This window comes from Phytohabitans aurantiacus, from assembly GCF_027923225.1.
GTDB lineage: Bacteria > Actinomycetota > Actinomycetes > Mycobacteriales > Micromonosporaceae > Phytohabitans > Phytohabitans aurantiacus.
The window spans coordinates 85,883-107,864 of the sequence record NZ_BSDI01000040.1; the positions used below are offsets into that span (position 1 = coordinate 85,883).

Genomic DNA, 21,982 nt, shown 5'->3' on the forward strand with positions numbered 1-21,982 from the left:
TCACCCCGCGATCCGTACCGTCGTCGTCGCGCCCCAGATGGCGAGCGACAGGAAGAAGTCGACGACATTGACGGAGACGATCGCCGTGCGCACCGCGCGACCCACCGCCACACCGACACCGGCCGGCCCGCCCGTCGCCGTGTACCCGTAGTAGCAGTGCACGAGCACGACGATCACGCTGAACACGAGCACCTTGCCGAACGACCACAGCACGTCGACGGGCGGCAGGAACAGGTCGAAGTAGTAGTCGTAGGTGCCCGCGGACTGTCCGAAGTAGACGACCGCGATCGTGCGGGTGGCCAGGTAGCTGGAGAGCAGGCCGATCACGTACAGCGGGATGACGGCGACGAACGCCGCGATCATTCGGGTCGTGACCAGGAACGGCAGCGAGGGTATGCCCATCACCTCGAGCGCGTCGACCTCCTCGGAGATGCGCATCGCGCCGAGCTGTGCGGTGAATCCACACCCGACGGTGGCTGAGAGTGCCAACGCCGCTACCAGCGGGGCGATCTCGCGCGTGTTGAAGTACGCCGACACGAACCCGGTGAACGCGCTGCTGCCGAGCTGGTTCAGCGCCTGGTATCCCTGGAGCCCGACCTCGGTGCCCGTGAAGAAGGTCAGGAAGCAGATCACGCCGACCGTGCCGCCGGCCACCGCCAGCGCGCCGCGCCCGAAGCTGACCTCGGCCAGCAACCTGAAAACCTCGCGCTTGTACCGCCGGATCGCGCGTGGCGTCCACCCGAACGCCCGCAGGTAGAATGCGAGCTGCCCGCCGAGGCTCTGTAGCATCTCAGGACCCCTTCTGCGGGACGAGCTGGAAGTACAGGGCGGTGACGACGAAGTTCAGGGCGAAAAGCAACATGAACGTGATGACCACGCTCTGGTTCACCGCGTCGCCGACGCCTTTCGGGCCGCCCTTGGCGTTCATCCCCTTGTAGGAAGCCACCAGAGCCGCGGCGGCACCGAACAGCAGCGCCTTGATCTCGCCAACGATGAGGTCGGGGAGCTGGCCCAACGCCTGGAAACTGGCCAGGTACGCGCCCGGGGTGCCGTCCTGAAGCACCACGTTGAACAGATAGCCGCCCGATACGCCGACCACGCTCACGACACCGTTGAGCAGTACGGCCACCAGCATCGCGGCGACCACGCGCGGCACCACCAGGCGTTGGATCGGGTCGATGCCGAGCACCTGCATGGCGTCGAGCTCTTCGCGAATCTTCCGGGCACCCAGGTCGGCGCAGATCGCCGAGCCGCCCGCGCCCGCGATGATGAGCGCGGTCACGATCGGTCCCGCCTCGCGCACCACGGCCAGTACCGAGGCTGCGCCCGTGAATGACTGCGCGCCGAGCTGGCGTACCAGAGAACCCAACTGAAGCGCGATCACCGCGCCGAACGGGATGGCGACCAGCGCGGCCGGCAGGATCGAGACGGAGCTGATGAACCACGCCTGCTGGATGAATTCGCGTACCTGAAACGGACGTCGCGCCAGACCGCGCAGCGTATCCAGCGAAAACGCGATGAAGTGTCCCGACGCCCTGATCACGAGAACGATCCCGGCGGTGGCGCGATCCCGTTTTCCCGGCACCACGCGCCGGGCGCGTGCTCCGCGCGGCGCGGCGCGCCGTCCGACGGCCGCAATTGCAGCGGTATCGGTGGCAGTGGCGGAAGCTCCACACCGGACGCCGCCTCGGCCTGAAGCTCGTCCGCGTCCTTCTCCTCGGCCATGCCGATCGGGCCGATCCGTTGCGCGTTGAGGAACTGCCGCACCACAGGCTCGGTACTGGACAGCAGCATCTCGCGCGGCCCGAACATCGCCAGGTGCCCGTGGTAGATGAGCCCGATGTTGTCCGGGACGGTGCGCGCCGTGTTGATGTCGTGCGTGACGATGAGGAACGTCGCGCCGGTCTGCTGGTTGAGGTCGATGATGAGTTGGTTCAGATAGGCGGTGCGCACCGGGTCGAGCCCGGAGTCGGGTTCGTCGAAGAGGATGATTTCGGGATCCAGGACGAGAGCCCGGGCGAGACCAGCACGCTTCCGCATGCCCCCAGAGATCTCGCCCGGGAGTTTCTCCTCAGCACCCACGAGACCGACCATCTCCAGCTTCTCGAAGACGATCTTCTTGATTTCCGACTCAGGACGCCGGGTGTGCTCGCGCAGTGGAAAAGCAACATTGTCATAGAGGTTCATCGAGCCGAAGAGCGCCCCATCCTGGAAAAGGACGCCGAAGAGCTTGCGAACCTCGTACAGGGCACGCTCAGAGAGGCGCGGCAGGTCGTTGTCCGCGATCCAGATCGAGCCACGGTCGGGTTTGAGCAGTCCGACCAGCGTCTTCAAGAAGACCGATTTGCCGGTTCCGGACGGGCCGAGCAGCACCGAGATCTCGCCCGAGGGCAGGGTCAGGCTCACGTCTGACCAGACCGCGTGACCGCCGAACGACTTCGTCAGCCCCTCGACGCGAACCTCGACACCCATCCGCCCCTCCCTCTGGGGTAGACATCGGGAGAAGGCGCCCGGGTGTTACACACGATTTTGCGGCGGTGGCGGTTTCGCCTGCTCACCGGTACGGTGCGGTAGTTAACTGGTGAGTAATGAGGGCGTACCCCACGCGACATGAGCGCAGCGATCGATCCGGATCTGGTCCGGCGGGCCGCACAACGCGACCCGCGCGCGACATCCGCCTTACTTACGGAGCTTCGTCCGGGTTTGGTGCGGTACTGCCGTGCGCGGCTCGGCCGGATCGGTGGCGCGTACACCACCGCGGACGACGTCGCGCAGGAGGTCTGCATCGCGGTCCTGCGGGCGCTGCCCCAGTACCGTGACGAGGGCCGGCCGTTCGCCGCGTTCGTCTACGCCATCGCGGCCCACAAGGTGGCCGACGCCCAGCGCGCCGCAATCCGTGACTCGGCGGTCACGCCGACCGAGGCGGTACTCGACCGGCCCGACGCCGCACCCGGACCGGAGCAGCAGGCGGTCGCCACCGACCTGGCCCGCCGCCTGTCCGCACTGCTCGGCCGCCTCCCCGAAGCACAACGCGAGATCATCCTGCTGCGCGTCGCCGTGGGCCTGTCCGCCGATGAGGTCGGCGTCGTGATGGGCATGTCCGCGGCGGCGGTACGGGTGGCGCAGTCCCGCGGCCTCGCCCGGCTGCGTACGCTTGCTGGGAGCGCTCTCGACGAGGTGACGGCGGCATGAGCACGACCAACCCGCCCGACGGCCTGCCCACCATCGCAGCCGACGACGCGCTGCTCGACGCCCTCGGCCAGGGCACGCTCCCCGCCGACGCCGACGAGGTCGCCGAGATGCTGGCGGTGTGGCGAGCCGACCTGGACCCCTCGGATGAAGCGTTCGAGGAAGTCGACACGGCCCCTGTCGTCGTGCTCAAGCCACGCCGGTTCGCCCGCGTCATAATGAGCGCGGCGGCGGGTGCCATCCTGCTGACCGGCCTCGGCGTCGCCACATACCAATCCGAGCCCGGCGGTCCACTGTGGCCGATCACCGAGGTCGTGTACCCGCAACAGGCCGAGATCCGTGCGGCGGAAAACGCGATCGCGCTCGCCGGTGCGGCGCTGACCGCGGGCAACCGCGACGAGGCGGCGAGGCAGCTCGACGAGGCCGACGCCCACGTCGCTCGCGTCGACGACGAGCCCGCCGCCCGCCGCCTTCGCGGCGAAATCGACACGCTCCGCAAGCGACTCGCCGCCGCCAGCCCGTCGACGCCCGCGCCGCACCCGTCACCGTCGACCCAGCCAACACCGTCGACGTCACCCGGCACCGCCGCCAACCCGGCGCCTTCCGCGCCGGTCTCACCGTCGCCATCCCCGGAGCCCTCGTCCCGTCCCGGCCTGCTCCCATCGCTGCTCCCGGGCCTCCCGCTCCCCACCCTCCCCCCACTCCTAGGCAACTAACCCGCCGCGCCGCTCGTGCCGCGCCGCTCGTGCCGCGCCGCTCGTGCCGCGCCGCTCGTGCCGCGCCGCTCGTGCCGCGCCGCTCGTGCCGCGCCGCTCGTGCCGCGCCGCTCGTGCCGCGCTGCTCGTGCCGCGCGAAGCGCCCCCTCCCGTCGATCAAGGGCAAACGCACGCGGTTCGATCTCTTTTCCGCGTCCCTTTGCCCTTGATCGATGCGAATGGCCTTGATCGGCGGACCCTCGCGGCGTTTCCACCGCATCCCGCGGCGCGGCGCGTGCCGGACGGCCTTGCGTCGGCGAGCGGCGCGGGATGCAGCAGTTTCGGGGAAAATGCGCCCTCCGGGCCGTGGTGATGCAGCACTTTCCCTGAACCTGCTGGAACGCCGCGTAGATCCGCGGCCCGCACCAGGCTGGTCCGCCGGTAGGTCAAGATCAGGGTCGATGCTTGGGCTACCGCGGCCTGCGTCGCAGTAGCTCGAATCCATGGACGGACGAACCCCGACGTCGGATGGTCAAGACGAGAGCGGCGGCATCGCCGGGCGCACTGGCCCGGCGGCCGCCGGCGCCGTGCGGTGAGCGGGTCGCGCTGCCGGCGGGCGCCGATCGATCAAGGGCAAGTGCATGGATCAAGGGCGAATGCACGCGGAAAGAGATCCAACCGCGTGCATTCGCCCTTGATCGGCGGGGAGAGGGCGCGGGGCGCGACCGCCCGGGCGCGGGCGCGTCGGGCGCGGGCGGACCGCGCGCAGCGCCGCCGGCGGGGTGTTGTCAAGAGCGATTTGACGGACCCTGTGTGCGACGGCGCGGACTTGATCAGGTGTGTGCTTCGGCTGGCCGTCGGCCTCGGCGGTGACACGGCGGACAGGTGAGGAGAGGGCGGTGCCCAATGTGTCGGCTGCTCGGCTACGCGACCTGGCGGCAGAGGTGTTTGAGGTCGGACCTGAGGAGGTCACCGAGGGCGCGTCGTTCTACGAGGATCTCGGGGTCGACTCGCTCCAGAAGGTTGAGCTGGTGGTGCGCATCGAACGACAGCTGGGCGTGAAGCTTACCGACGAGGAGGCGGCCGGCCTTCGCGACATCGGTGACACGCTCGCGGTACTGCGTGGCAAGGGTCTCTACATTGGACCGTAGGAGAGCGGTCGCGGTCTCCGGCATCGGCGCCGTTTCGGTCGCCGGCCTGGGTGTGACCGCGCTGTGGGACGCCACTGTCGGTGGGCGGGTGCTGACCGGTCCGGTCACCCGCTTCGACGTTTCCGGGTACCCGACCCAGCGGGCGGGGGAAGTCCCGGCGCAGACGGTGGCCGCGCTGGACGCGGCGCTGCCGCATCACGAGTCGCTGGTGGCGCGGTATCTCAGCGCGGCGGCTCTGGAAGCGTTGGGCCAGGCGGGCATCGCGCCCCGGGCCCGGCGGGAGAAGTTGGGTGTCTTCGTCGGCACGGTGATGGGTACCCGGCCGGTGCTGGACCGCGCGATCGGTCCGGGACGGCTGGGGGTTTCGGACCGCACGTGGGCGGATCCGGATGAACTGCTCGCGACGCTCTGCCAGGTGGTGGCCGTCAACGGTCCGGTGGTGCTGTTCGCGCCGGGCTGCTCGGCCGGCAACATCGCGATCGCGGCGGGCGCTGCGGCGGTCGCCTCGGGCGAGGTGGACGTGGCGATCTGCGGTGGCGTGGACGAGTTGTCGCTGGAGGTGTTCGCGTTCTTTACGGCGATGCGGGCGCTGGCGCCGGACACGATCCGGCCGTTCGACGCCGGCCGGCGGGGCACGATGCCGGGCGAGGGCGCCGGCGTACTGGTGCTGGAGCGCCCCGAACGCGCCCTGGCTCGCGGTGTCGAGCCGCTGGCCCGGGTACTGGCCACGGCGTCAGCCGCCGACGCGTACAGCGTCACGCAACCGCACCCCGACGGCTCCGGCCTGATCGCGACGATCCACACCTGCCTCACCCGCGCCGGCCTGGGCGCCGACGATGTCGACTGGGTGTGCGCGCATGGCACGGGTACGCCCGCGAATGACGGTGTGGAGGCGCGCGCGGTCGCCAAGGCGCTGGCGGGGAAGCGCCGCCCCGTCCTGTCGTCCATCAAGGGCCAGATCGGGCACGCCGAGGGTGGCGCGGCCGCGCTGGAGGCGATCGTCGCGGTGAAGGCGTTGGAAGAGAACCGCATCCCGGGCAACGTGACGCTGCTGGAGCCGGACCCCGACTGCGCGGGTGTCGACCTGGTGCCGCCCGGTGGCCGGAAGACCACAGTGGACGTCGTGCTCAGCCAGGCGTATGGCTTCGGCGGTGGCGTGTCGACGGTACTGCTGGGAAGGAACGACGATGCCTAGGGCCGCGGTCGCGCAGGTGGGCCTTCGGCTGTCCGGCGTGGGCGGCACCGACGAGCTGGCCGGGTGGCTGGTGGCCCGCGAGGCACCGGTCGGCGGCGATCTGGTCGACCCGCGGATGCCGGAGCGGATCGGCACGCGCGGGCTGCGGAACATGGCGCACGAGTCACGGCTCGCGCTCGCCGCGGCGGCCGACGCCGACCCGGGTGGTCCGCGCGACGCCGCCGCCGTGGCGTGGGCCAGTTCGACGGCGGGCCTGACCGAGTACGCGACAATCTGCACCGAGGCGTCCACACTGGACCCAGGACTCGCGAGTCCCGCGCTCGGTCCCGCCTCGGCGTTCAACATCCCGGCGGCCATGATCTCGATCCGGCTGGGCCTCGTGGGACCGAACCTCACCCTGACGGGCGGTGCCACGGCGGGCCTGTCGGCGATCGCCGAGGCGATCAGGCTCATCGCGACCGGCGACGCGACCGGCGTACTGGCCGGCGGCTCAGCGGCGGTGAGCCCGTGGCGCGCTCCGAACGGCTTCATCGCCGCGGAGGGAGCCGCGTGCCTCGCCCTCGCACCCGCGAACCACAAGGGAGTACACCTGCGCACGCGCCATCGCGGTGCGCTGGACGAAGCGGCACTCGGCGCCACCGCCGGCCTCGTCGTCGCGACACCCGATACCGGTATCGCCGAGGCGCTGGCGAAGCGCCTGCCGTACCCGGTATGGCATGTCGAGCGGACGCTCGGCGACTTCGGTGCGGCCGGTGGCCTCATCGCGGCGGTCTGCGCGGTCGCGCTCTGCGGTGAAACCACCCGTCCCGTCACCATCCTGGCGCTCGCCATCGAGCCGCGCGGAAACGCCGTGGTACTGGAGGTCTCGTCATCGTGAACGTCAACATCGTCGAGCGGCTGCTGGGCGCTCCGGGGAAGTCGGTGGCCTATGTGGACGGCGCCGGCCAGATGACATACGCGGACCTGGGCCGGGCGGTCCGGGCGTACGCGAGCCGCTTGGCGGACACCGGATTCCGGCCCGGTTCGCGGGCACTGGTCGTGTCGGACGACTCGGTACCGGCCGTCGTGGCGATCCTCGCGGTGTGGTGGAACGGCGGCATCCCGGTACCGGTGAGCCCGATGCTGACCGTGCAGGAGATCGAGTTCGTCGCCAAGGACTGCTACGCCGCGTTTCTGCACCTGGACGAGAGTGCGGCCGCCAAGGTGCCGATGACCGGCCCGTTCGATGTACCGCGGGGCGGCGCCGACTGGGCTCTACCAAGTGACACGGGTAACCCCGGTGCCGCAGGTAACGCGCCGCCGCTGGTCGCACAGGAGAGCGGCGACGTGGTGCTGATCCAGTACACGTCGGGCAGCACCGGGACGCCCAAGGGAGTACTGCACACCCGGGCCGGCATCGACAGCGTGCTCGGCGGGTTCGGCAAGCTGCTCGGCCTCGGCCCGACCGACGTCGTGCTGTCCACGGCGAAGCTCTCGTTCGGGTACGGGTTCGGCAACTCGTTGCTGTTTCCGCTGGCCGCCGGGGCACGGGCCGTGCTGATGTCAGGACCACCGGATGTATACAAGGTGGCGGCGGCGGTCGCCGCGCACCAGCCGACGGTCCTCTGCTCGGTGCCGCGCATGTACGCCGCCCTCCTCGACGAGCGGAAGCCGCTCGGAAGCCTCCGGCTCGCGGTCTCGGCCGGCGAGCACCTGCCATCCCCGATCTGCGAGTGGTTCGTCAAGCGGTACGGCGTCCCGATCATCAACGGCCTCGGCGCGACCGAGGTGCTGCACATCGTCGTGGCGACCCGCGGCACCCAGCCCGGCTGGACGGGCACGGCGGTGCCCGGCATCCGGATCTCGGTCCGCGACGACGAGGGCAATCCGGTGACGAACGGTTCGCCCGGCAGGCTGCACATCGCGGGCGCGTCGGTCGCGGCCGGATACCTGGACCGTCCCGAGGCGACCACGCGGACGTTCGCTGACGGTGGCGCGTACACGGGCGATATCGTGCGGCGCGGACCCGGCGGCGTGGTTGAGTTCGTCTGCCGGCGCGATGATCTCATCAATGTGGGCGGCTACAAGGTGTCGCCGTTCGAGATCGAGGCCGCGATGCTCGGCGTCCCGAGCGTGGCGCAGTGCGCGGTCGTCGGCTCCCGCGATGACCGCGGCTTGGAACAGGCCGTGGCGTACCTGGTGCCGACCCCGGGCGCGGAGCTGGACGCGGTGCACGCGGCGGCGCGCCGCGCGTTCCGGGCACTCCCGGCCTTCAAACGGCCCGCCGTGGTCGAGGTGGTCGACCGGCTGCCGGTGACGTCGACCGGCAAGCTCGCCCGGTTCAAGCTGAGGGCCGCGGGAGTGCGCGAGGTCGCGTCGGTGACGATGCGGGTACTGCGCAACGACCCCGGCCGCACGCTTGTCTGCATCCCTTACGCGGGCGGCTCGTCAGGCTCGTTCACCCGGCTGGCCCGGCACCTGCCCGGCTGGCGGGTGGTGGCCGGCGAGGCGTCGTACCGCAACGGCGTCACGCTCGGCGAGGCGGCCGAGGCGTGGTGGAAGGCCATCACGCCGTACGTCTCTGACGGCTCGGTGCTGCTCGGGCACAGCGTGGGCGCGGTACTGGCCGCCGAGGTGGCCGGGCTCGCGGGCGGGCGGCTGGACGACGCGCACGTCGTGCTCTCCGCGCTGCCTGTGTGGGCGGGCCGGATTCCACGCGAGTTCCTGGCGCTGGACGACGAGACGCTGGTCGTCGAGCTGCTGAGGGCCGGGTTGCTGCCGCGCACCTCGCTCACGCCCGACGAGGTACGGCGGCTGGTGCTGCCGCGGTTCCGGCGCGACCTCGCGCTGGTGGCGCAGGGGTGGGAGGGTTCGCTCGGCACGGCGGTGCACGTGCTGGCCGGTACCCATGACCCGCTCTGCACGCTCGACGCGATCACCGCGAACCTGCCGGCGGACCTCGTGTCGACCGCGCACGCGGTCGACGGCGATCACTACTTCGTCGCGACCAACGCGGCGCGAACCGCGGAGGTGCTCCGGACGATCTTTCGCCATTGAGGACAGAGTCGGGTAACCGGTTGGCTCCCGTCCGTAACGCGGCTATCTTGCGTGGAGAGCGCCGCGGCGAGAGGGGTCACCACCGTGCCGGGCGAAGCGCTGGGTCTGGGGGTCACGTTCGCGTTGGCGTTCGCGTCGGCGGCGTTCTTCCTCTTCCTGCGCTGTGAGGGCAAGGGCCGGCCGTTCGGTCCGAGTAGCAGGTGGTGGGCGCTCGCGGTGGTCGGGATCACGAGCGCCCTGTCCACGGCGGTCGCGTTCGCCGGCGTCACGCTGCTGAGCCACCTGCCGCACGCCTTCCTCGGTGTCGGCGTCGCGGCGCCGAGTTGGCTGTGGCTCGGGCAGATCCGTAACAACGGTGAGGCCCGGCGCAACCTGGCCCGCGACGCGTCGACGTTATGGCTGGCGCGGCTGCTGGCCCGGATGCACGAGGGGATGGCCGACGACCGAGACACCTGGTGCGAGCGGCGCGTCGATCCCATGTGGAGCACCGACGAGCTGCACATGGCGGCGCGCGTCTACCAGGAGTACCTGCGGGAGCGGCTGTCGCTGGAAGAGAAGCGGCGAGCGAGGATCCATGCCGTGCTCAGCGGGATCGAGACGCGGCTGGGCATCGTGCAGATCATCGAAAACGGAGTGGCGCGGCAGAAGGTCGAGGTCGCGTTGGACGAGGCGCGCGTGACCCGAGAGCCGCGCTACCGGCGGTACCTGGACGATCTGGGGCGGCTGGCGAACATCCTGCGGCACGACGCGGAGCGCGATCTGGTGCGACTGATAAGCGTCGGCTACGCCGCGGGGTACCGGAAAATGCCCTGCTACCGGCCGGCGCCAATGGTCAACCGGCGAGTCTCGGCTCCCGCGAGCGGAGGGTGAGGTCGATCTCGGCGCCGAGAGCGTCGATCACCGATCCGAGGGTGCGAAGGGTGAGGTTTTCATCGCCGGAGAGGATCTGGCTGACCCGCCCGGGCGAGACGCCCATCGTCGAGGCCAGCTCGGCACGGGTGATCTTGTGCTCTCGCATATACCACGTCACCTCGTCGACGATGACACGCAAGAGATCGAAAGACTCGCGAGCCATGAGTCACGCCCCCTGTGCCGAGCTACCAGACCTCAACGTTAGCTCTACCTAAACCTTTAGTCAAGCCTAAACCACGTCAGGCGCTGACCAACTCGTATCCGGCTTCGTCGACAGCCTCGCGGACGGCCTGCTCATCGAGGGCCGCGGCGCTCTGGACGGTGACCGTGCCGGAGGTCAGGTCGACCTGGACGTCATCGACGCCGGGCAGCGCGCCGACCTCGCTGCTGACCGAGTTGACGCAGTGTCCGCAGGTCATGCCCTTCACGCGGAACGTCTGGGTGATCACTGGTAGCTCCCTCCCTCGCCAAGTTACCCCACCGGGGTATCTGAAACCTAGCATACCCCCGGGGGGTTTGACTATCCTTGGAGTCATGACGACACCAGTTCGTGGCTACACCGCCAGCAAAGACCAGTTGCTCGCGCGCCTGCGCAGGGTCGAAGGGCAGGTTCGCGGCATCGAGCGGATGGTCGACGACGACCGGTACTGCATCGACGTGCTCACCCAGATCTCCGCCATCCAGGCGGCGCTCGACAAGGTCGCGCTCGGCCTTCTCGACGGTCACGCCCGCCACTGCATGCACGAGGGTGCCAGCGACGGGCGTGGCGAGGAGATGGCGACGGAGATGATGGCGGCCGTCGGTCGCCTCATGAAACGCGGCTGAAGTGGTGCGGGAGCGCTTCCATCGATAGGCTTGACATCCAAAGACCGGACATTCACCATGTTCGGTGCATCCTCTCCGGGCGAGGATCGACCCGTCGTCTACCAGAGGATTGCCATGTCAAATCGGCCATCGTGGCGCCGATATCTGCTGATCGCGACCGCGTTGCTCGCGCTCGGCGTCTCCTTCGGCCTGCCGCGCCTGATGCCCGAAGCGTCCGCCGCCGCCAAGACCGTCTTCATCCCGGCCCGCTGGCAGAGCACCGGCGAGGTGCCGTGGGCGACGGATCGGACCAGGGAGTCGGCGAACTTCATCCTGCTGTGGGGTGAGAAGTCGGGCACCAACCCCCTGACCGCGCCGTCGGAGTTCCGCTTCGACCCAGCCAACATCCTGAGCCAGTTGGAGAGCCTGTACTCCTTCTACGTGAACACGATGCAGTTCACGCCGGAGACCGGGCTCCTGGCCGAGCACAAGATCATCGTGATCGTCACGCGCACCTGGAACCGGACCGCGCTGGACGCCTGGGCGACCGGCGGCTCGACGGACGGGCGGGTCGGCGTCATCAACATCGCGCCCGGCGCGGCGCAGCCCGGATCGTGGGGTCTCGCGCACGAGCTCGCGCACGTGTTCCAGAACTACACGTTCCTGGGTCGCTCCGGCATGGGCTTCACGCACCCGTCGGCCGGCACCTTCTGGGAGGCCAGCGCCGAGTTCATGGCCATGCAGGTGTACCCGCGCGCGGCAGCCGGTGACCTCACCCGGTGGCTGCGGACGGAAAACCTGTACTACAGCTCGAGCCGCCATCACTACGGCGCGTGGATGCTGGCGCAGTACATCAAGGACCGTGACGGGCTCGCCATGTTCAACCGGATGTGGAACGAGGCCCGCAACACCGAGCACCCGCTCGAGACGTACCGGCGGATCGCGAACATCTCGCACACCGAGCTGAACCGCCGCCTCGGCGAGTACGCCCAGCACAACGTCACCTGGGACTACACGAACCGCGCCGACTTCATCGGGTTCATCAACAACGTGTACGGGGCGGGCTTCCTCAACGCGTACAAGGGTGTGCCGGTCGAGGCGGTCAACGCCAGCGCCCGCCACTACCGGATCTCGGACGCGATGGCACCGTCGGACTACGGATACAACAAGATCAAGCTTGTACCGGACAGCAGCGGCGCGCTGATCCGGCTGCACCTCAAGGGACACGCCGAGACCGGCGCCACGGGCTGGACGTTCGGCTTCGTCGCGGTCCGCAACGGCAGCACCCCGCGGTACGGGCCACTGACCCAGGGCACCAGCGGGCAGATCAGCTTCCAGACGCAGGCCGGTGAGACCGAGGTGTACCTGGTCGTCACCGGTACGCCGGCGACCGCCGTGCCCAAGTACGGCTTCCTCGACGGCTGGTCGAAGAACCGCCGGTACCCGTACGAGTTCCGCATTTCCGGCGCGATCCCGGACGGTCACCAGGCTGGGTACCAGAAGCCGGCGGCGACCAACGGCGGGCGCTGGCACTCCAACGGTGGAGGCTGGGTCGCCGGCAACGCCAGCGTGGCGTCGACCGCGTACGTCGGCCCCCGCGCGGCGGTCTTCAGCGGCACGGTGAGCGGCAACGCCCGGATCGAAGACCTCGCGTGGGTCAACGGCGGCACGGTCACCGGCAACGCGATCGTCCGGCACAACGCGATCGTCCACGGTGGAGTGACCATCGGCGGCAGCGCCATCATCGGCGGTGACGCCGAACCACCGGCCGGTCCCACCGGCGGCAACTGCTCGTCCGGGACGTACCTGCTGTTCAACCCGGACCGGGCCTGCGGCAGCGGCTCGACCGAGGTCGACGTCAACCCGGCACACGGCACGTTCACCACCGAGGAACTCGCCATCACCGGTGACACGAACCCGACCACGCCGCCGCCCGCGACGACGCCGCCGGCCACCACGCCTCCCGCGACGACCCCGCCGGCGACGACGCCGCCGCCCGCGACAACCCCTCCACCCGCCACGACACCGCCGCCTTCCGGAGCGGGATGCAGCGCGACATACACCATTACCAGCCAGTGGCAGGGCGGGTTCCAGGGCGACGTGAGCGTGCGTGCGGGTACGGCACCGATCAACGGCTGGACGGTGAGCTGGACGTACGCGAACGGCCAGACCATCACCCAGGCGTGGAACGCGACCGTGACCAGCAACGGCGCGAGCGTGCTGGCGCAGAACGTCTCCTGGAACGGTGCCCTCGCGGCCGGTGCCGGCGCGGCGTTCGGCTTCACCGCGTCGTCGGGTGCGACCAACGCCGTACCCGCGCTGACCTGCACCGCCCGCTGAGGGCTGTACGGGTTAGCGACATACACCGATAATGTGGCGATGACCTCGGAGTGGCTACGCATCTCGCACCGCGAACGGCAGGACGCCGTTCGAGCCCTGCGTGACGGGGCGCGAGATGGGCGGCTCTCCGAGGTCACGTTCGTCACCCGGCTGCGCATGGCCCTCGAAGCGCGGCGACGCAGCGAGTTGAAAGCGGTCGTCGGTGACCTGCCGGCCCGTGGCGTGCTGGCCCGGGCGCGGATGCTGCTCGACCGGGCCACCCGCTCCCTCTCACGACCGGCCGTCGCGGCGGCGGTGCCCGAGATGCAGCTGCGGTTGCCACCCGCCCCGGGCAGCTACGTGATCGGCCGCGACAACGCCTGCGACCTGCGGCTGGCCGACGACACCGTGTCGCGCCGGCACGCGGTGCTGACGGGTAACGACGGGCAGTGGACGCTGTCCGACCTGGGATCCACGAACGGCAGCCGCATCAACGGGTGGAAGCTCCAGGCACCCTCGCCGGTCCGTCCCGGCGACGTCGTCGATCTGGGCTCCCAACGCCTACGCATAGTTTCGTGATCAGGGCGTCCCTCAAGTCGCTCTAACGACTTGAGGGACGCCCTGATCACGGGGTTACCTGCAGGTGAGGGTGGGGACCGCGTTCGTGCCGGTCCAGGAGCCGATGAAGCCGAATGTGGTGCTGGCGCCGGCACCCAGCGCGCCGTTGTACGACACGTTCCGGGCGGTCACCGCCGTGCCGCTGGTGGTGACCGTCGCGTTCCACGCCTGGCTGAGGCTCTGACCGTTGGCGAACGTCCACGTCACCGTCCAGCCGTTGATCGGCGCGGAGCCCGCCACGACCCGCACCTCGGCCTGGAAACCGCCCGTCCATTGGCTGGTCACCGAGTAGGTGGCCGTGCACCCGGTAGGCGCGGGGGGAGCGCTTGTGGGCGGAGGAGTCGTCGGTGGGGGAGTGGTTGGCGGGGGAGTGGTTGGCGGGGGAGTGGTGCCGCCGCCGAAGCCGGCCGCACTGTCCAACCAGGACACCCGCTGCGTCAGCCAGGTTCGCATGGCCTGCACCTGGCCCTGCCACGTCGGCGCGGTCGGCGTCTGGAAGAAGCCCACCTGTGGGGAGCTGAGGTTCGGCCAGCGCTGGAAGTTTCGCTGGGCGGCGTTTGTCAACGGTGCCGCCAGGCTGTCGATGCGCGCGTTGAGGGAGGAGTTGGACAGCACACCTTGCCGGAGCTCCCGCCAGCGGGTCTTGACGTCCGCGACGAAAGCCGGATCGCGCATCAGGATCTGGAACCAGTCGTTGGCCGTCGGCTGCCGCGTCTGCTGGTACTGCCAGCCGGCGGTCTGCGTGTTGTTGAAGAACCCGCCGACGCCGAAGCTCAGGTCGTAGTCCCACAGTGGACCGGCGAAAATCTTCGTATCCCGATCCTTGTGGAAGTACGCGCTGCGCACGTACGCGTCCATCTCCCGGCTCACCTCGTAGATGATGAGCTGGTTGACGAACGAGCGCACGTCGATCCACGCGCGATACCCGGTTGACGGATCGTTGGCACCGGAAGTGTGCATGAGGTCGTGGAACTGTTGCAGGTGCTGGGTGAGCCACGCGCGCTGCTGGGTGTTGAGCGGTGACGGGTCCTCGACCTCCAGATAGTTCCAGCAGGTGGCGGCCGGCCCGGTGCACGGCAGGATCGGCTCTTCGGCGGCCATCCACTCGAACTTGAAGATGTACCCGCCCTGAATCTTGGGCAGCGTGGTGTCTTCCTCTTCGAGCTGCTTGAGGTCGAGCCGGTCCTTGGAGTTCTTGATGGTCTCGACGACCATGTAGACGCCCTGGTAGTCGCTCGCGGCGAGCGGACTGGCATCGGTGTTGAGATAGAACTCCACGAACGCGAACCGTGGCGCGGGAATGCCCATGTCTCGCCCGAGCCCGTAGACGAACGCGTCCCGGATGAGCGACTTGTCGGTGAACGGCCCGCGCAGCACCCAGTCGGAGTCGGCCGGCATGCCGAGCACGGCGTGGTCGGCGTCCTCGTTCGCGTTGTCCCAGAACTCCAACCGGTACGGCGCCTTCTCGAACGTCGACGACGACTGCCCGCGCAGCCGTACCCCGGCGCGCGTGGCGATGGCCGGCGCCGAACCGAGCGACGCGGGTGCGTTGAAGACCATCGTGGCCGCGTCGACGTACTCCCGACCCGGCTTGCCCTGGCCGTACGCGTCGACGACGACGAGCGGCAGGTCGTGGCTGGCGTTGAACGACCGTGCGATGTAGAGAGCCGTGCCGGGCGCACCCGTGGCGGCGCCGTTGACGAACGCCTGGGCACGCAGCTGCGTGGTCGCCGTTAACCGCAACGGCGCCCCGTACGCCGTCGAACTCGCGGTGGGGAGCTGGCCGTTCGTCGTGTACCGGATCTGGGCGCCGCTGACCGCGGTGCTCAGGGAAACGTTCACCTCGCCCTGGAAGGTGCCACTGGGTACCGAGAACACGATGTCGCCAGTGAGATCGGCGGCGGCCCGCACGGGCGGGCTCATGACGGTGACCAGGATCACCGCCAGGGCAGTGGCGGCAGCGCGAAACACGGAGCGGACTCCTTCCGTAGCGGAACGGGGGCAGCGGTGAAGTGCTGGCGCAGGACGCGCCGCCAGGGTGCGTCCGGCAGGTCGGTGCGCAGGGCGGCCAGACCCGTGGCGTACTTGGAGATGCGGGTCGGGCGATGTCCGCGCCGCCACAGTCGACGGTCGACAGTGGACACAGCTCGGCTCGTCTTGGTCTCGACCACCGCGAGGCCGGGCAGGTGCAGGCGATGGTGCCGGTCGTGCCACGACAGGTCGGTGTCGATGGTGACCCGGCTGGCGGTGGCGGGCACGAAGAGCGTGCAGCGGCGGTACCGGGTGACGAGCGTGGGCGCGAAGCTCGCCTGCTGCCCGAACCCGGTGAGCACGCTGTCGACGAACTCCCGGCCGGGGTCCACTGTGGCGTGGTGCTCGCGGTGGTACGGCGCGCGGTGCTTGACCGTGTCGCCTCGCGAGCCAGCCACTTTCACCTCGAGCCAGCACGTCGCCGAGTCCACATAGGTGCGCGTGCGCACCTTGAAACGCCGGCGGCGCCGGTACGCCGTCAGCAGGTAGCTGGTGAGCTCCGGCGTGTCGAAGTACACCGTCTCGTAGGTGAAGACCCGTGTCCCGTCGATGTCCAGGATCTCGGTGCCCGCTTCCAGGTCGGCGAGCAACGCGTCGACCTCGGTCAGCGGCACCAGGTACTTGCGGTCGACGCGGGTCTGCAGCGCGGCCCGCTCCATGAGGTCGTCGAGGCCGATCGGCGCCAGGTCCCAGAGGCGGGAGGTCGCGACCAGCGCGCTCACCGGTGCGCCGCCAGCATGGGACCGACGCCCACCGGCACCGGCGCGATGGCGTACCGCACGTCGACCACCATCGTGTCGTTGACGAGGTCGACGCGCTGGACCGTCACCGCGTGCACCCGGCCGCCGAGGATCTGTTCGAGGTGGGCGACCAGCGCCACGTGATCGGTGATCGCCGAGTCCAGTACGACGATCTGGTGGCGGTACCGGCGGAACAGCCGGGCGTGGTCGCCGACGAACATCACGACGACGATGAGTGCCATCAGCGCCACGTTGCGCCAGAGTGGGTTGGCTTCGAGCGCACCGAGCAGACCGAGCGCCAGCGCCGAGAAGTAGTAGGCGACCTCGTGCTGGTCCAACTCGGTGGAGCGCAGCCGGATGATCGACAGTACGCCGAAAAGGGCCATGCCGAGACCGAGGCCGGCGCCGATGGTGCTGACGCTCAGCGCGCTGGCCACGGCAAGGACGCCGACGTTGACGCCGAGGTAGGCGACGACCAGGTCACGCCTGCGGTGGCGCGGGAAGTAGAGCCCGAATACCAGGACACCTACCGCGACGACGTCGACCGCGAACAGGGTGAGCTGCGCCATGGGCGATGGTCCTCCCCGGAAACGGGTTATGCTTACCGGAACAATTCCGGAAGAATACTTGGTTAAATCAATGTTGGTCAATGGAATGTGAGTAACGAAGGGCCGGATCGCCAAGATCAGGTTCGCGAGGCAGGATGTACGGCATGGCTGGCCGCATCCGAGACGAGGACATCGCGCTGGTCCGCGAACGCACTGCGATCGCCGACGTCATCTCCGAGCACGTCACGCTGAAGTCGGCCGGCGGGGGCAATCTCAAGGGCCTCTGCCCGTTCCACGACGAAAAGACCGCCTCGTTCACCGTCGCACCCGGCCGAAATGTGTACTTCTGCCACGGCTGCGGCGCCGGTGGCGACGCGATCAAATTCCTGATCGACATCGACCACCTGACGTTCGTCGAGTCGGTCGAGCGGCTCGCCGCCCGCGCCGGCATCCAGCTCCGGTACATCGAGGCCGGCCCGGCGCCCGTCCGCCAGCAGCAGGGGCAGCGGCAGCGCCTGGTCGCCGCACACGCCGCCGCCCTGGAGTACTACACGGACATGCTCGGCACCGCGGGGGCGCGGCCGGCCCGCGAGTTCCTCGCCCAGCGCGGCTTCGACAAGGCGGCCGCCGAGCGGTACAGCTGCGGGTTCGCCCCGGACGCCTGGGACCTGCTCGCCAAGCACCTGCGGCAGAAGGGTTTCACCGCACAGGAGCTGATCACCGCCGGATTGGCGCGTGAGGCGCGGTCGGGGTCGCTGATCGACCGGTTCCGCCGCCGGCTGCTGTGGCCGATCAAGGACCTGACCGGCGACGTCATCGGTTTCGGGGCGCGCAAGCTCTTCGACGACGATGACGGGCCCAAGTACCTCAACACGCCCGAGACGCCGATCTACAAGAAGTCGCACGTGCTCTACGGCGTCGACCAGGCCAAACGCGAGATCGCCAAGCAGGGGCGCGTGGTCATCGTCGAGGGGTACACGGACGTGATGGCCTGCCACCTGGCCGACGTCCCGACGGCCGTGGCCACCTGCGGCACCTCTTTCGGCACCGACCACATCGGCGTGCTGCGCCGGCTGCTCATGGACACCGACGGGTTCGCCGGCGAGATCATCTTCACCTTCGACGGCGACGCGGCTGGGCAGAAGGCGGCGCTGCGGGCGTTCGAGGAAGACCAGAGGTTCGTCGGCCGCACCTTCATCGCGGTCTCGCCCGACAACATGGACCCCTGCGACCTGCGCCTCGCCAAGGGCGACATGGCAGTGCGTGACCTGGTCGCGCGCCGCGAGCCGCTCGTCGACTTCGCGCTGCGGCAGGTGCTGTCACGGCACGACCTCGACACCGTCGAGGGCAGGGTCGACGCGATGCGCCGGGCCGCGCCGCTGGTCGCGAAGATCAAAGACAGGGAAAAGCGTCCCGAGTACGTCCGGAAGCTCGCCGGCGATCTCGGCATGGAGATCGAGCCGGTACAGCGTGCCGTGGCGGCCGCCCTGGGCCGGGCCGAGCCGCCCGCGCGCTCGGCGCCACTCCCGGAGTCGGCTGTGGACAGTCCACAAGCGGCGGTCGAGCGCGAGGCGTTGAAGCTGGCCCTCCAGGCGCCGGTGCTCGCTGGCCCGATGTTCGACGCGCTGGGCCCCGAGGTCTACCGGCACCCGGTGCATGTGGCGATCCGGCAGGCGATCACCGATGCCGGTGGGGCCGCGTCCGCCGTCGCCGGAGCGGTGTGGATCGAAGGGGTACGCGACGCCAGCCCCGACCTGGCCGCGAAGGCGCTGGTGGGCGAGCTGGCCGTGGAGCCGATGCGGATCGACCGCGAGCCCGACCCGTACTACGTCTCGGTGACGCTGGCGCGGCTCCAGCTCGCCTCGGTCGATGCCCGCATCCGCGACCTCAAGTCGAGGCTTCAGCGCGTCAACCCGGTATCCAATGCAGACGATCACCTCCGCCTCTTCGGCGAGCTCGTGCCGCTGGAGCAGCACGCGCGGGCGCTGCGCGAGCAGGCGGTTGGAGGGCTTTGATGGGACTGTTCCGGCGCAAGCCCAAGTTGCCAGCCGACCGGCGGCCGGCGCTCGACCGCGACGAGCGGGTATTGGCGTGGGCCGAGTCGGGCGGCGGTGTCGTGGTCGCGACCAACCGCGGGCTGTGGCTGCCGGAGCACGACCGCCTCGGCTGGCACGAGATCCACAAAGCGGCGTGGTCGGGGCGCGAGCTCGCGGTCACGGCGGCCACCGTCGTCGAGGAGCAGGAGGGGTACACGGTGGTGGCCGACCGGCTACCGCTCTCGTACCTGCTGCTCGACCCGGGCGAGCTGCCGCACCAGGTGCGCGCCCGGGTGACCAAGTCGGTGGCGTACACGGAACACCACGCGCTGCCCGACGGTGGCGGCGTGCGGGTGGTGGCGCGGCGGGTGAGCGGCGTGGATGGCCTGACCTGGACGGCCCGCTACGACCCCGACACCCCACCCGCCCCAGAGGCGGTGGCCGACCTGGTAACCGCGGCCCGCGCCGCCACCACCTTCTCGTGATCAGGGCGTGAGGATGTGGTCGCTGATCAGGCGGGCGGCGCCTACCAGGCCGGCCTCGTCGCCCATCTCGGACAGGGCGATCGGCATGTCGCCTGTCGCCAGCGGTGGCGAGGAGCGGTAGACGACGCCGCGGATCTCGGCGAGCAGCGCGTGGCCGATGCCCGCGACGCCGCCGCCGACCACGACCAGGCCGGGGTTGAAGAAGCTGACCAGGCCGGCGAGGACCTGACCGACCCGTCGCGCGCCGTCGCGCACCATGCCGATCGAGTACGGGTCACCCTCGGCGGCCGCCCGCGCGACGTCGACCGAGGTGACCGTGCCGACCTCGGCCAGCCTCTCGGCGAGCTGCGGCGACCTGCCCGACTGGGCGGCGGCGAGGGCGTCCCGGCTGAGGGCCGCTCCACCGAAGAACGCCTCCAGGCAGCCGGTGTTGCCGCACACGCACACCGGCCCGTGCGGGTCGACCGAGGTGTGCCCGATGTCGCCGGCGCTGCCGGTCGCGCCCCGGTACACCTGGCCACCGACCACGATCCCGCAGCCGATACCGGCGCCGATCTTGACGAACAGAAAGTCGTCGAACGAACGGGCGATGCCGGCGTGCATCTCGCCGAGCGCCATGATGTTGACGTCGTTGTCGACCAGTACCGGGCAGGCCAGCTCGGTGGCGATGGTCTCGCGTACCGGAAACCGATGCCAGCCCGGCATGAACGGCGGCGACACCGGCACACCCTCGCGAAAGCTGACCGGGCCGGGCACGCCGACACCCGCTCCGGCGAACCGCGTGGTGCCCGTGTCGGCGCGCAGCTTGTTGACGAGTTCCAAAGCCTGGGCGAGTACCTTCGCCGGCCCGCGCCGCAGGTCTGTCTGCTCGGTGAGCCGTGAGATCATCCGCATCTCGCCGTCGACCACGGCCAGGTCGAGCGTGCTGGCGCCGATGTCGATGCCCAGAAAGCGCGTGGTGGTGGCGATGCGTACCACCGACGAGCGGCGCCCGCCACGGCTGGCCGCCGGGCCGACCGCCTCGACGAGCCCGCGCTCGACGAGGCGGTCGATCTCCAGCCCCAGCTTGGATCGGGAGAGTCCCACCGCCTCGACCAGCTCGGCGCGCGAGGACGGCCCGCCGTCGCGCAGGAGGCGGAGCACTGCCGCCTGGTGCCGATTGTCGGGCCACACGCCAACCATTCGTCCAAGATATCCTAAAGTTCGGCTCGACAGCGATGAACTTTGTTCTATCTCTTCAAAAGTCCGAAAGTCGGTGGGTTCGTGTCGGACCCCGGGGCTAGGGTGCGTGGCGTGGCAACTGAACCACTTATCCATGCTCGGGGGCTGGTCAAACGGTTCGGCTCCTTCACCGCGGTCGACGGCATCGACGTCGACGTCCAGCCGGGAGAGGCCTTCGGCTTCCTCGGTCCAAACGGTGCCGGCAAGAGCTCGACCATGCGCATGGTGGGCTGCGTCTCGCCGCCGACCGGCGGCACGCTGCGCATCCTCGGCATGGATCCGCGCCGCGACGGCCCGGCGATCCGTGGCCGCCTGGGCGTGTGCCCGCAGCTCGACAACCTCGACCCCGAGCTGACCGTCCGGGAAAACCTCACGACCTACGCGCGATATTTCGGCATCCCGCGCAAGGTGGCTCGGCAGCGCGCCGACGAGCTGCTCGACTTCGTGCAGCTCACCGAGCGGGCGGGCAGCAAGGTCGAGCCACTGTCCGGCGGCATGAAGCGCCGGCTGACGATCGCCCGTGCGCTGGTCAACGAGCCCGAGATCGTGCTGCTCGACGAGCCGACCACCGGGCTCGACCCGCAGGCCCGGCACCTGGTGTGGGAGCGGCTCTTCCGGCTCAAGCAGCAGGGCGTGACGCTCGTGCTGACCACGCACTACATGGACGAGGCCGAGCAGCTCTGCGACCGGCTCGTGGTGATGGACGCCGGCAAGATCGTCGCCGAGGGCTCACCGCGCGAGCTCATCGAGCGGTATTCGACGCGTGAGGTGGTCGAGCTGCGCTTCACCGCCGAGTCGCAGGAGGGCTTCGCCGACAAGCTGGCCGGCATCGGGGAGCGGGTCGAGGTGCTGCCCGACCGCATCTTGCTGTATGTCGAGGATGGCGACGCGGCCCTCGCGGCGGTGCACGAGCGGGCGCTGACCCCAGCGAGCGTGCTGGAGCGGCGCAGCTCGCTCGAAGACGTGTTCCTGCACCTCACCGGCCGGACCCTGGTCGACTGA

General features: G+C 69.8%; 22 protein-coding genes. 13 read left to right on the forward strand and 9 right to left on the reverse strand.

All coding sequences use genetic code 11. The annotated features are described in order from the left end of the window. Genes QMG73_RS31800 through QMG73_RS31810 form a run of 3 tightly spaced genes read right to left on the reverse strand, consistent with a single transcriptional unit; the run spans position 1 to position 2,472 of the window. Positions 1 to 789 (reverse strand): MlaE family ABC transporter permease, encoded by a 789-nt coding sequence (locus QMG73_RS31800; protein WP_281901831.1) that lies wholly within the window; start codon positions 787 to 789, stop codon positions 1 to 3. Between the two features lies 1 nt (position 790). After that, positions 791 to 1,543, reverse strand: a complete 753-nt coding sequence (locus QMG73_RS31805; protein ID WP_281901833.1) for an MlaE family ABC transporter permease — start codon at positions 1,541 to 1,543, stop codon at positions 791 to 793. Continuing rightward, positions 1,540 to 2,472, reverse strand: a complete 933-nt coding sequence (locus tag QMG73_RS31810) for an ABC transporter ATP-binding protein (RefSeq protein ID WP_281901836.1) — start codon at positions 2,470 to 2,472, stop codon at positions 1,540 to 1,542. The genes QMG73_RS31805 and QMG73_RS31810 overlap by 4 nt, the downstream gene beginning before the upstream one ends. A gap of 138 nt (positions 2,473 to 2,610) precedes the next feature. On the opposite strand from QMG73_RS31810, the gene shbA reads away from it, so the two are divergent. The 7 genes from shbA to QMG73_RS31845 all read left to right on the forward strand — a co-directional run bounded on the left by shbA (position 2,611) and on the right by QMG73_RS31845 (position 10,136). After that, the gene (gene shbA / locus QMG73_RS31815) at positions 2,611 to 3,192 is read left to right on the forward strand and encodes an RNA polymerase sigma factor ShbA (protein WP_281901837.1); all 582 of its coding nucleotides are present in this window, start codon (positions 2,611 to 2,613) and stop codon (positions 3,190 to 3,192) included. Beyond that, on the forward strand, positions 3,189 to 3,905 hold the full coding sequence (locus tag QMG73_RS31820; protein ID WP_281901838.1) for a hypothetical protein: 717 nt from the start codon (positions 3,189 to 3,191) through the stop codon (positions 3,903 to 3,905). Before shbA ends, QMG73_RS31820 begins: the two co-directional genes overlap by 4 nt. Positions 3,906 to 4,783: 878 nt before the next feature. Then, positions 4,784 to 5,035 carry an acyl carrier protein gene (locus QMG73_RS31825; protein WP_281901840.1) on the forward strand — a complete coding sequence of 84 codons (252 nt, stop codon included), beginning with the start codon at positions 4,784 to 4,786 and terminating at the stop codon, positions 5,033 to 5,035. After that, entirely contained in the window at positions 5,025 to 6,230 is a 1,206-nt protein-coding gene (locus tag QMG73_RS31830) for a beta-ketoacyl-[acyl-carrier-protein] synthase family protein (protein WP_281901842.1), read from the forward strand. The genes QMG73_RS31825 and QMG73_RS31830 overlap by 11 nt, the downstream gene beginning before the upstream one ends. Further along, complete coding sequence (locus QMG73_RS31835) at positions 6,223 to 7,107, forward strand: beta-ketoacyl synthase N-terminal-like domain-containing protein (protein ID WP_281901844.1); 885 nt, start codon at positions 6,223 to 6,225, stop codon at positions 7,105 to 7,107. The genes QMG73_RS31830 and QMG73_RS31835 overlap by 8 nt, the downstream gene beginning before the upstream one ends. After that, positions 7,104 to 9,266: an AMP-binding protein gene (locus QMG73_RS31840; protein ID WP_281901846.1), complete on the forward strand. Its 2,163-nt coding sequence runs from the start codon at positions 7,104 to 7,106 to the stop codon at positions 9,264 to 9,266. The genes QMG73_RS31835 and QMG73_RS31840 overlap by 4 nt, the downstream gene beginning before the upstream one ends. Before the next feature lie 84 nt (positions 9,267 to 9,350). After that, entirely contained in the window at positions 9,351 to 10,136 is a 786-nt protein-coding gene (locus QMG73_RS31845) for a hypothetical protein (protein ID WP_281901848.1), read from the forward strand. On the opposite strand, the gene QMG73_RS31850 is transcribed toward QMG73_RS31845, so the two are convergent. Together QMG73_RS31850 and QMG73_RS31855 are read right to left on the reverse strand one after the other, a co-directional pair. Continuing rightward, positions 10,099 to 10,341 carry a helix-turn-helix domain-containing protein gene (locus QMG73_RS31850; RefSeq protein ID WP_281901850.1) on the reverse strand — a complete coding sequence of 81 codons (243 nt, stop codon included), beginning with the start codon at positions 10,339 to 10,341 and terminating at the stop codon, positions 10,099 to 10,101. The two genes, QMG73_RS31845 and QMG73_RS31850, sit on opposite strands and share 38 nt — an antisense overlap. A 76-nt stretch (positions 10,342 to 10,417) precedes the next feature. After that, on the reverse strand, positions 10,418 to 10,627 hold the full coding sequence (locus QMG73_RS31855; protein ID WP_281901852.1) for a heavy-metal-associated domain-containing protein: 210 nt from the start codon (positions 10,625 to 10,627) through the stop codon (positions 10,418 to 10,420). A gap of 85 nt (positions 10,628 to 10,712) precedes the next feature. Between QMG73_RS31855 and QMG73_RS31860 the strand changes: the two genes are divergently transcribed. The 3 genes from QMG73_RS31860 to QMG73_RS31875 all read left to right on the forward strand — a co-directional run bounded on the left by QMG73_RS31860 (position 10,713) and on the right by QMG73_RS31875 (position 13,880). Beyond that, on the forward strand, positions 10,713 to 11,003 hold the full coding sequence (locus tag QMG73_RS31860; RefSeq protein WP_281901854.1) for a metal-sensitive transcriptional regulator: 291 nt from the start codon (positions 10,713 to 10,715) through the stop codon (positions 11,001 to 11,003). Between the two features lie 114 nt (positions 11,004 to 11,117). Further along, entirely contained in the window at positions 11,118 to 13,322 is a 2,205-nt protein-coding gene (locus QMG73_RS46240; protein WP_309299550.1) for a DUF6055 domain-containing protein, read from the forward strand. Between the two features lie 39 nt (positions 13,323 to 13,361). Beyond that, positions 13,362 to 13,880, forward strand: coding sequence for a DUF1707 and FHA domain-containing protein (locus QMG73_RS31875; RefSeq protein WP_281901856.1), 519 nt, complete (start codon positions 13,362 to 13,364; stop codon positions 13,878 to 13,880). A 54-nt stretch (positions 13,881 to 13,934) separates the two neighbouring features. Here the strand turns inward: QMG73_RS31875 and QMG73_RS31880 are convergent, their stop codons facing one another. The 3 genes from QMG73_RS31880 to QMG73_RS31890 are packed head-to-tail and all read right to left on the reverse strand — an operon-like array spanning position 13,935 to position 17,259. Then, positions 13,935 to 15,890 carry a CotH kinase family protein gene (locus tag QMG73_RS31880; protein ID WP_281901858.1) on the reverse strand — a complete coding sequence of 652 codons (1,956 nt, stop codon included), beginning with the start codon at positions 15,888 to 15,890 and terminating at the stop codon, positions 13,935 to 13,937. Then, positions 15,857 to 16,672: a polyphosphate polymerase domain-containing protein gene (locus QMG73_RS31885; protein ID WP_281901861.1), complete on the reverse strand. Its 816-nt coding sequence runs from the start codon at positions 16,670 to 16,672 to the stop codon at positions 15,857 to 15,859. Before QMG73_RS31885 ends, QMG73_RS31880 begins: the two co-directional genes overlap by 34 nt. After that, entirely contained in the window at positions 16,669 to 17,259 is a 591-nt protein-coding gene (locus tag QMG73_RS31890; protein ID WP_281901863.1) for a DUF4956 domain-containing protein, read from the reverse strand. The genes QMG73_RS31885 and QMG73_RS31890 overlap by 4 nt, the downstream gene beginning before the upstream one ends. A 134-nt stretch (positions 17,260 to 17,393) precedes the next feature. Between QMG73_RS31890 and dnaG the strand changes: the two genes are divergently transcribed. Continuing rightward, entirely contained in the window at positions 17,394 to 19,253 is a 1,860-nt protein-coding gene (dnaG, locus tag QMG73_RS31895; protein ID WP_281901864.1) for a DNA primase, read from the forward strand. Then, positions 19,253 to 19,759, forward strand: coding sequence for a hypothetical protein (locus QMG73_RS31900; RefSeq protein ID WP_281901866.1), 507 nt, complete (start codon positions 19,253 to 19,255; stop codon positions 19,757 to 19,759). Before dnaG ends, QMG73_RS31900 begins: the two co-directional genes overlap by 1 nt. Here the strand turns inward: QMG73_RS31900 and QMG73_RS31905 are convergent, their stop codons facing one another. After that, on the reverse strand, positions 19,760 to 20,941 hold the full coding sequence (locus QMG73_RS31905) for an ROK family transcriptional regulator (protein ID WP_281901868.1): 1,182 nt from the start codon (positions 20,939 to 20,941) through the stop codon (positions 19,760 to 19,762). A 111-nt stretch (positions 20,942 to 21,052) separates the two neighbouring features. Here QMG73_RS31905 and QMG73_RS31910 point away from each other — a divergent pair, with 111 nt between their 5' ends. Further along, a complete protein-coding gene (locus QMG73_RS31910; protein ID WP_281901870.1) occupies positions 21,053 to 21,982 on the forward strand; it encodes an ABC transporter ATP-binding protein in 930 nt (309 codons plus the stop codon).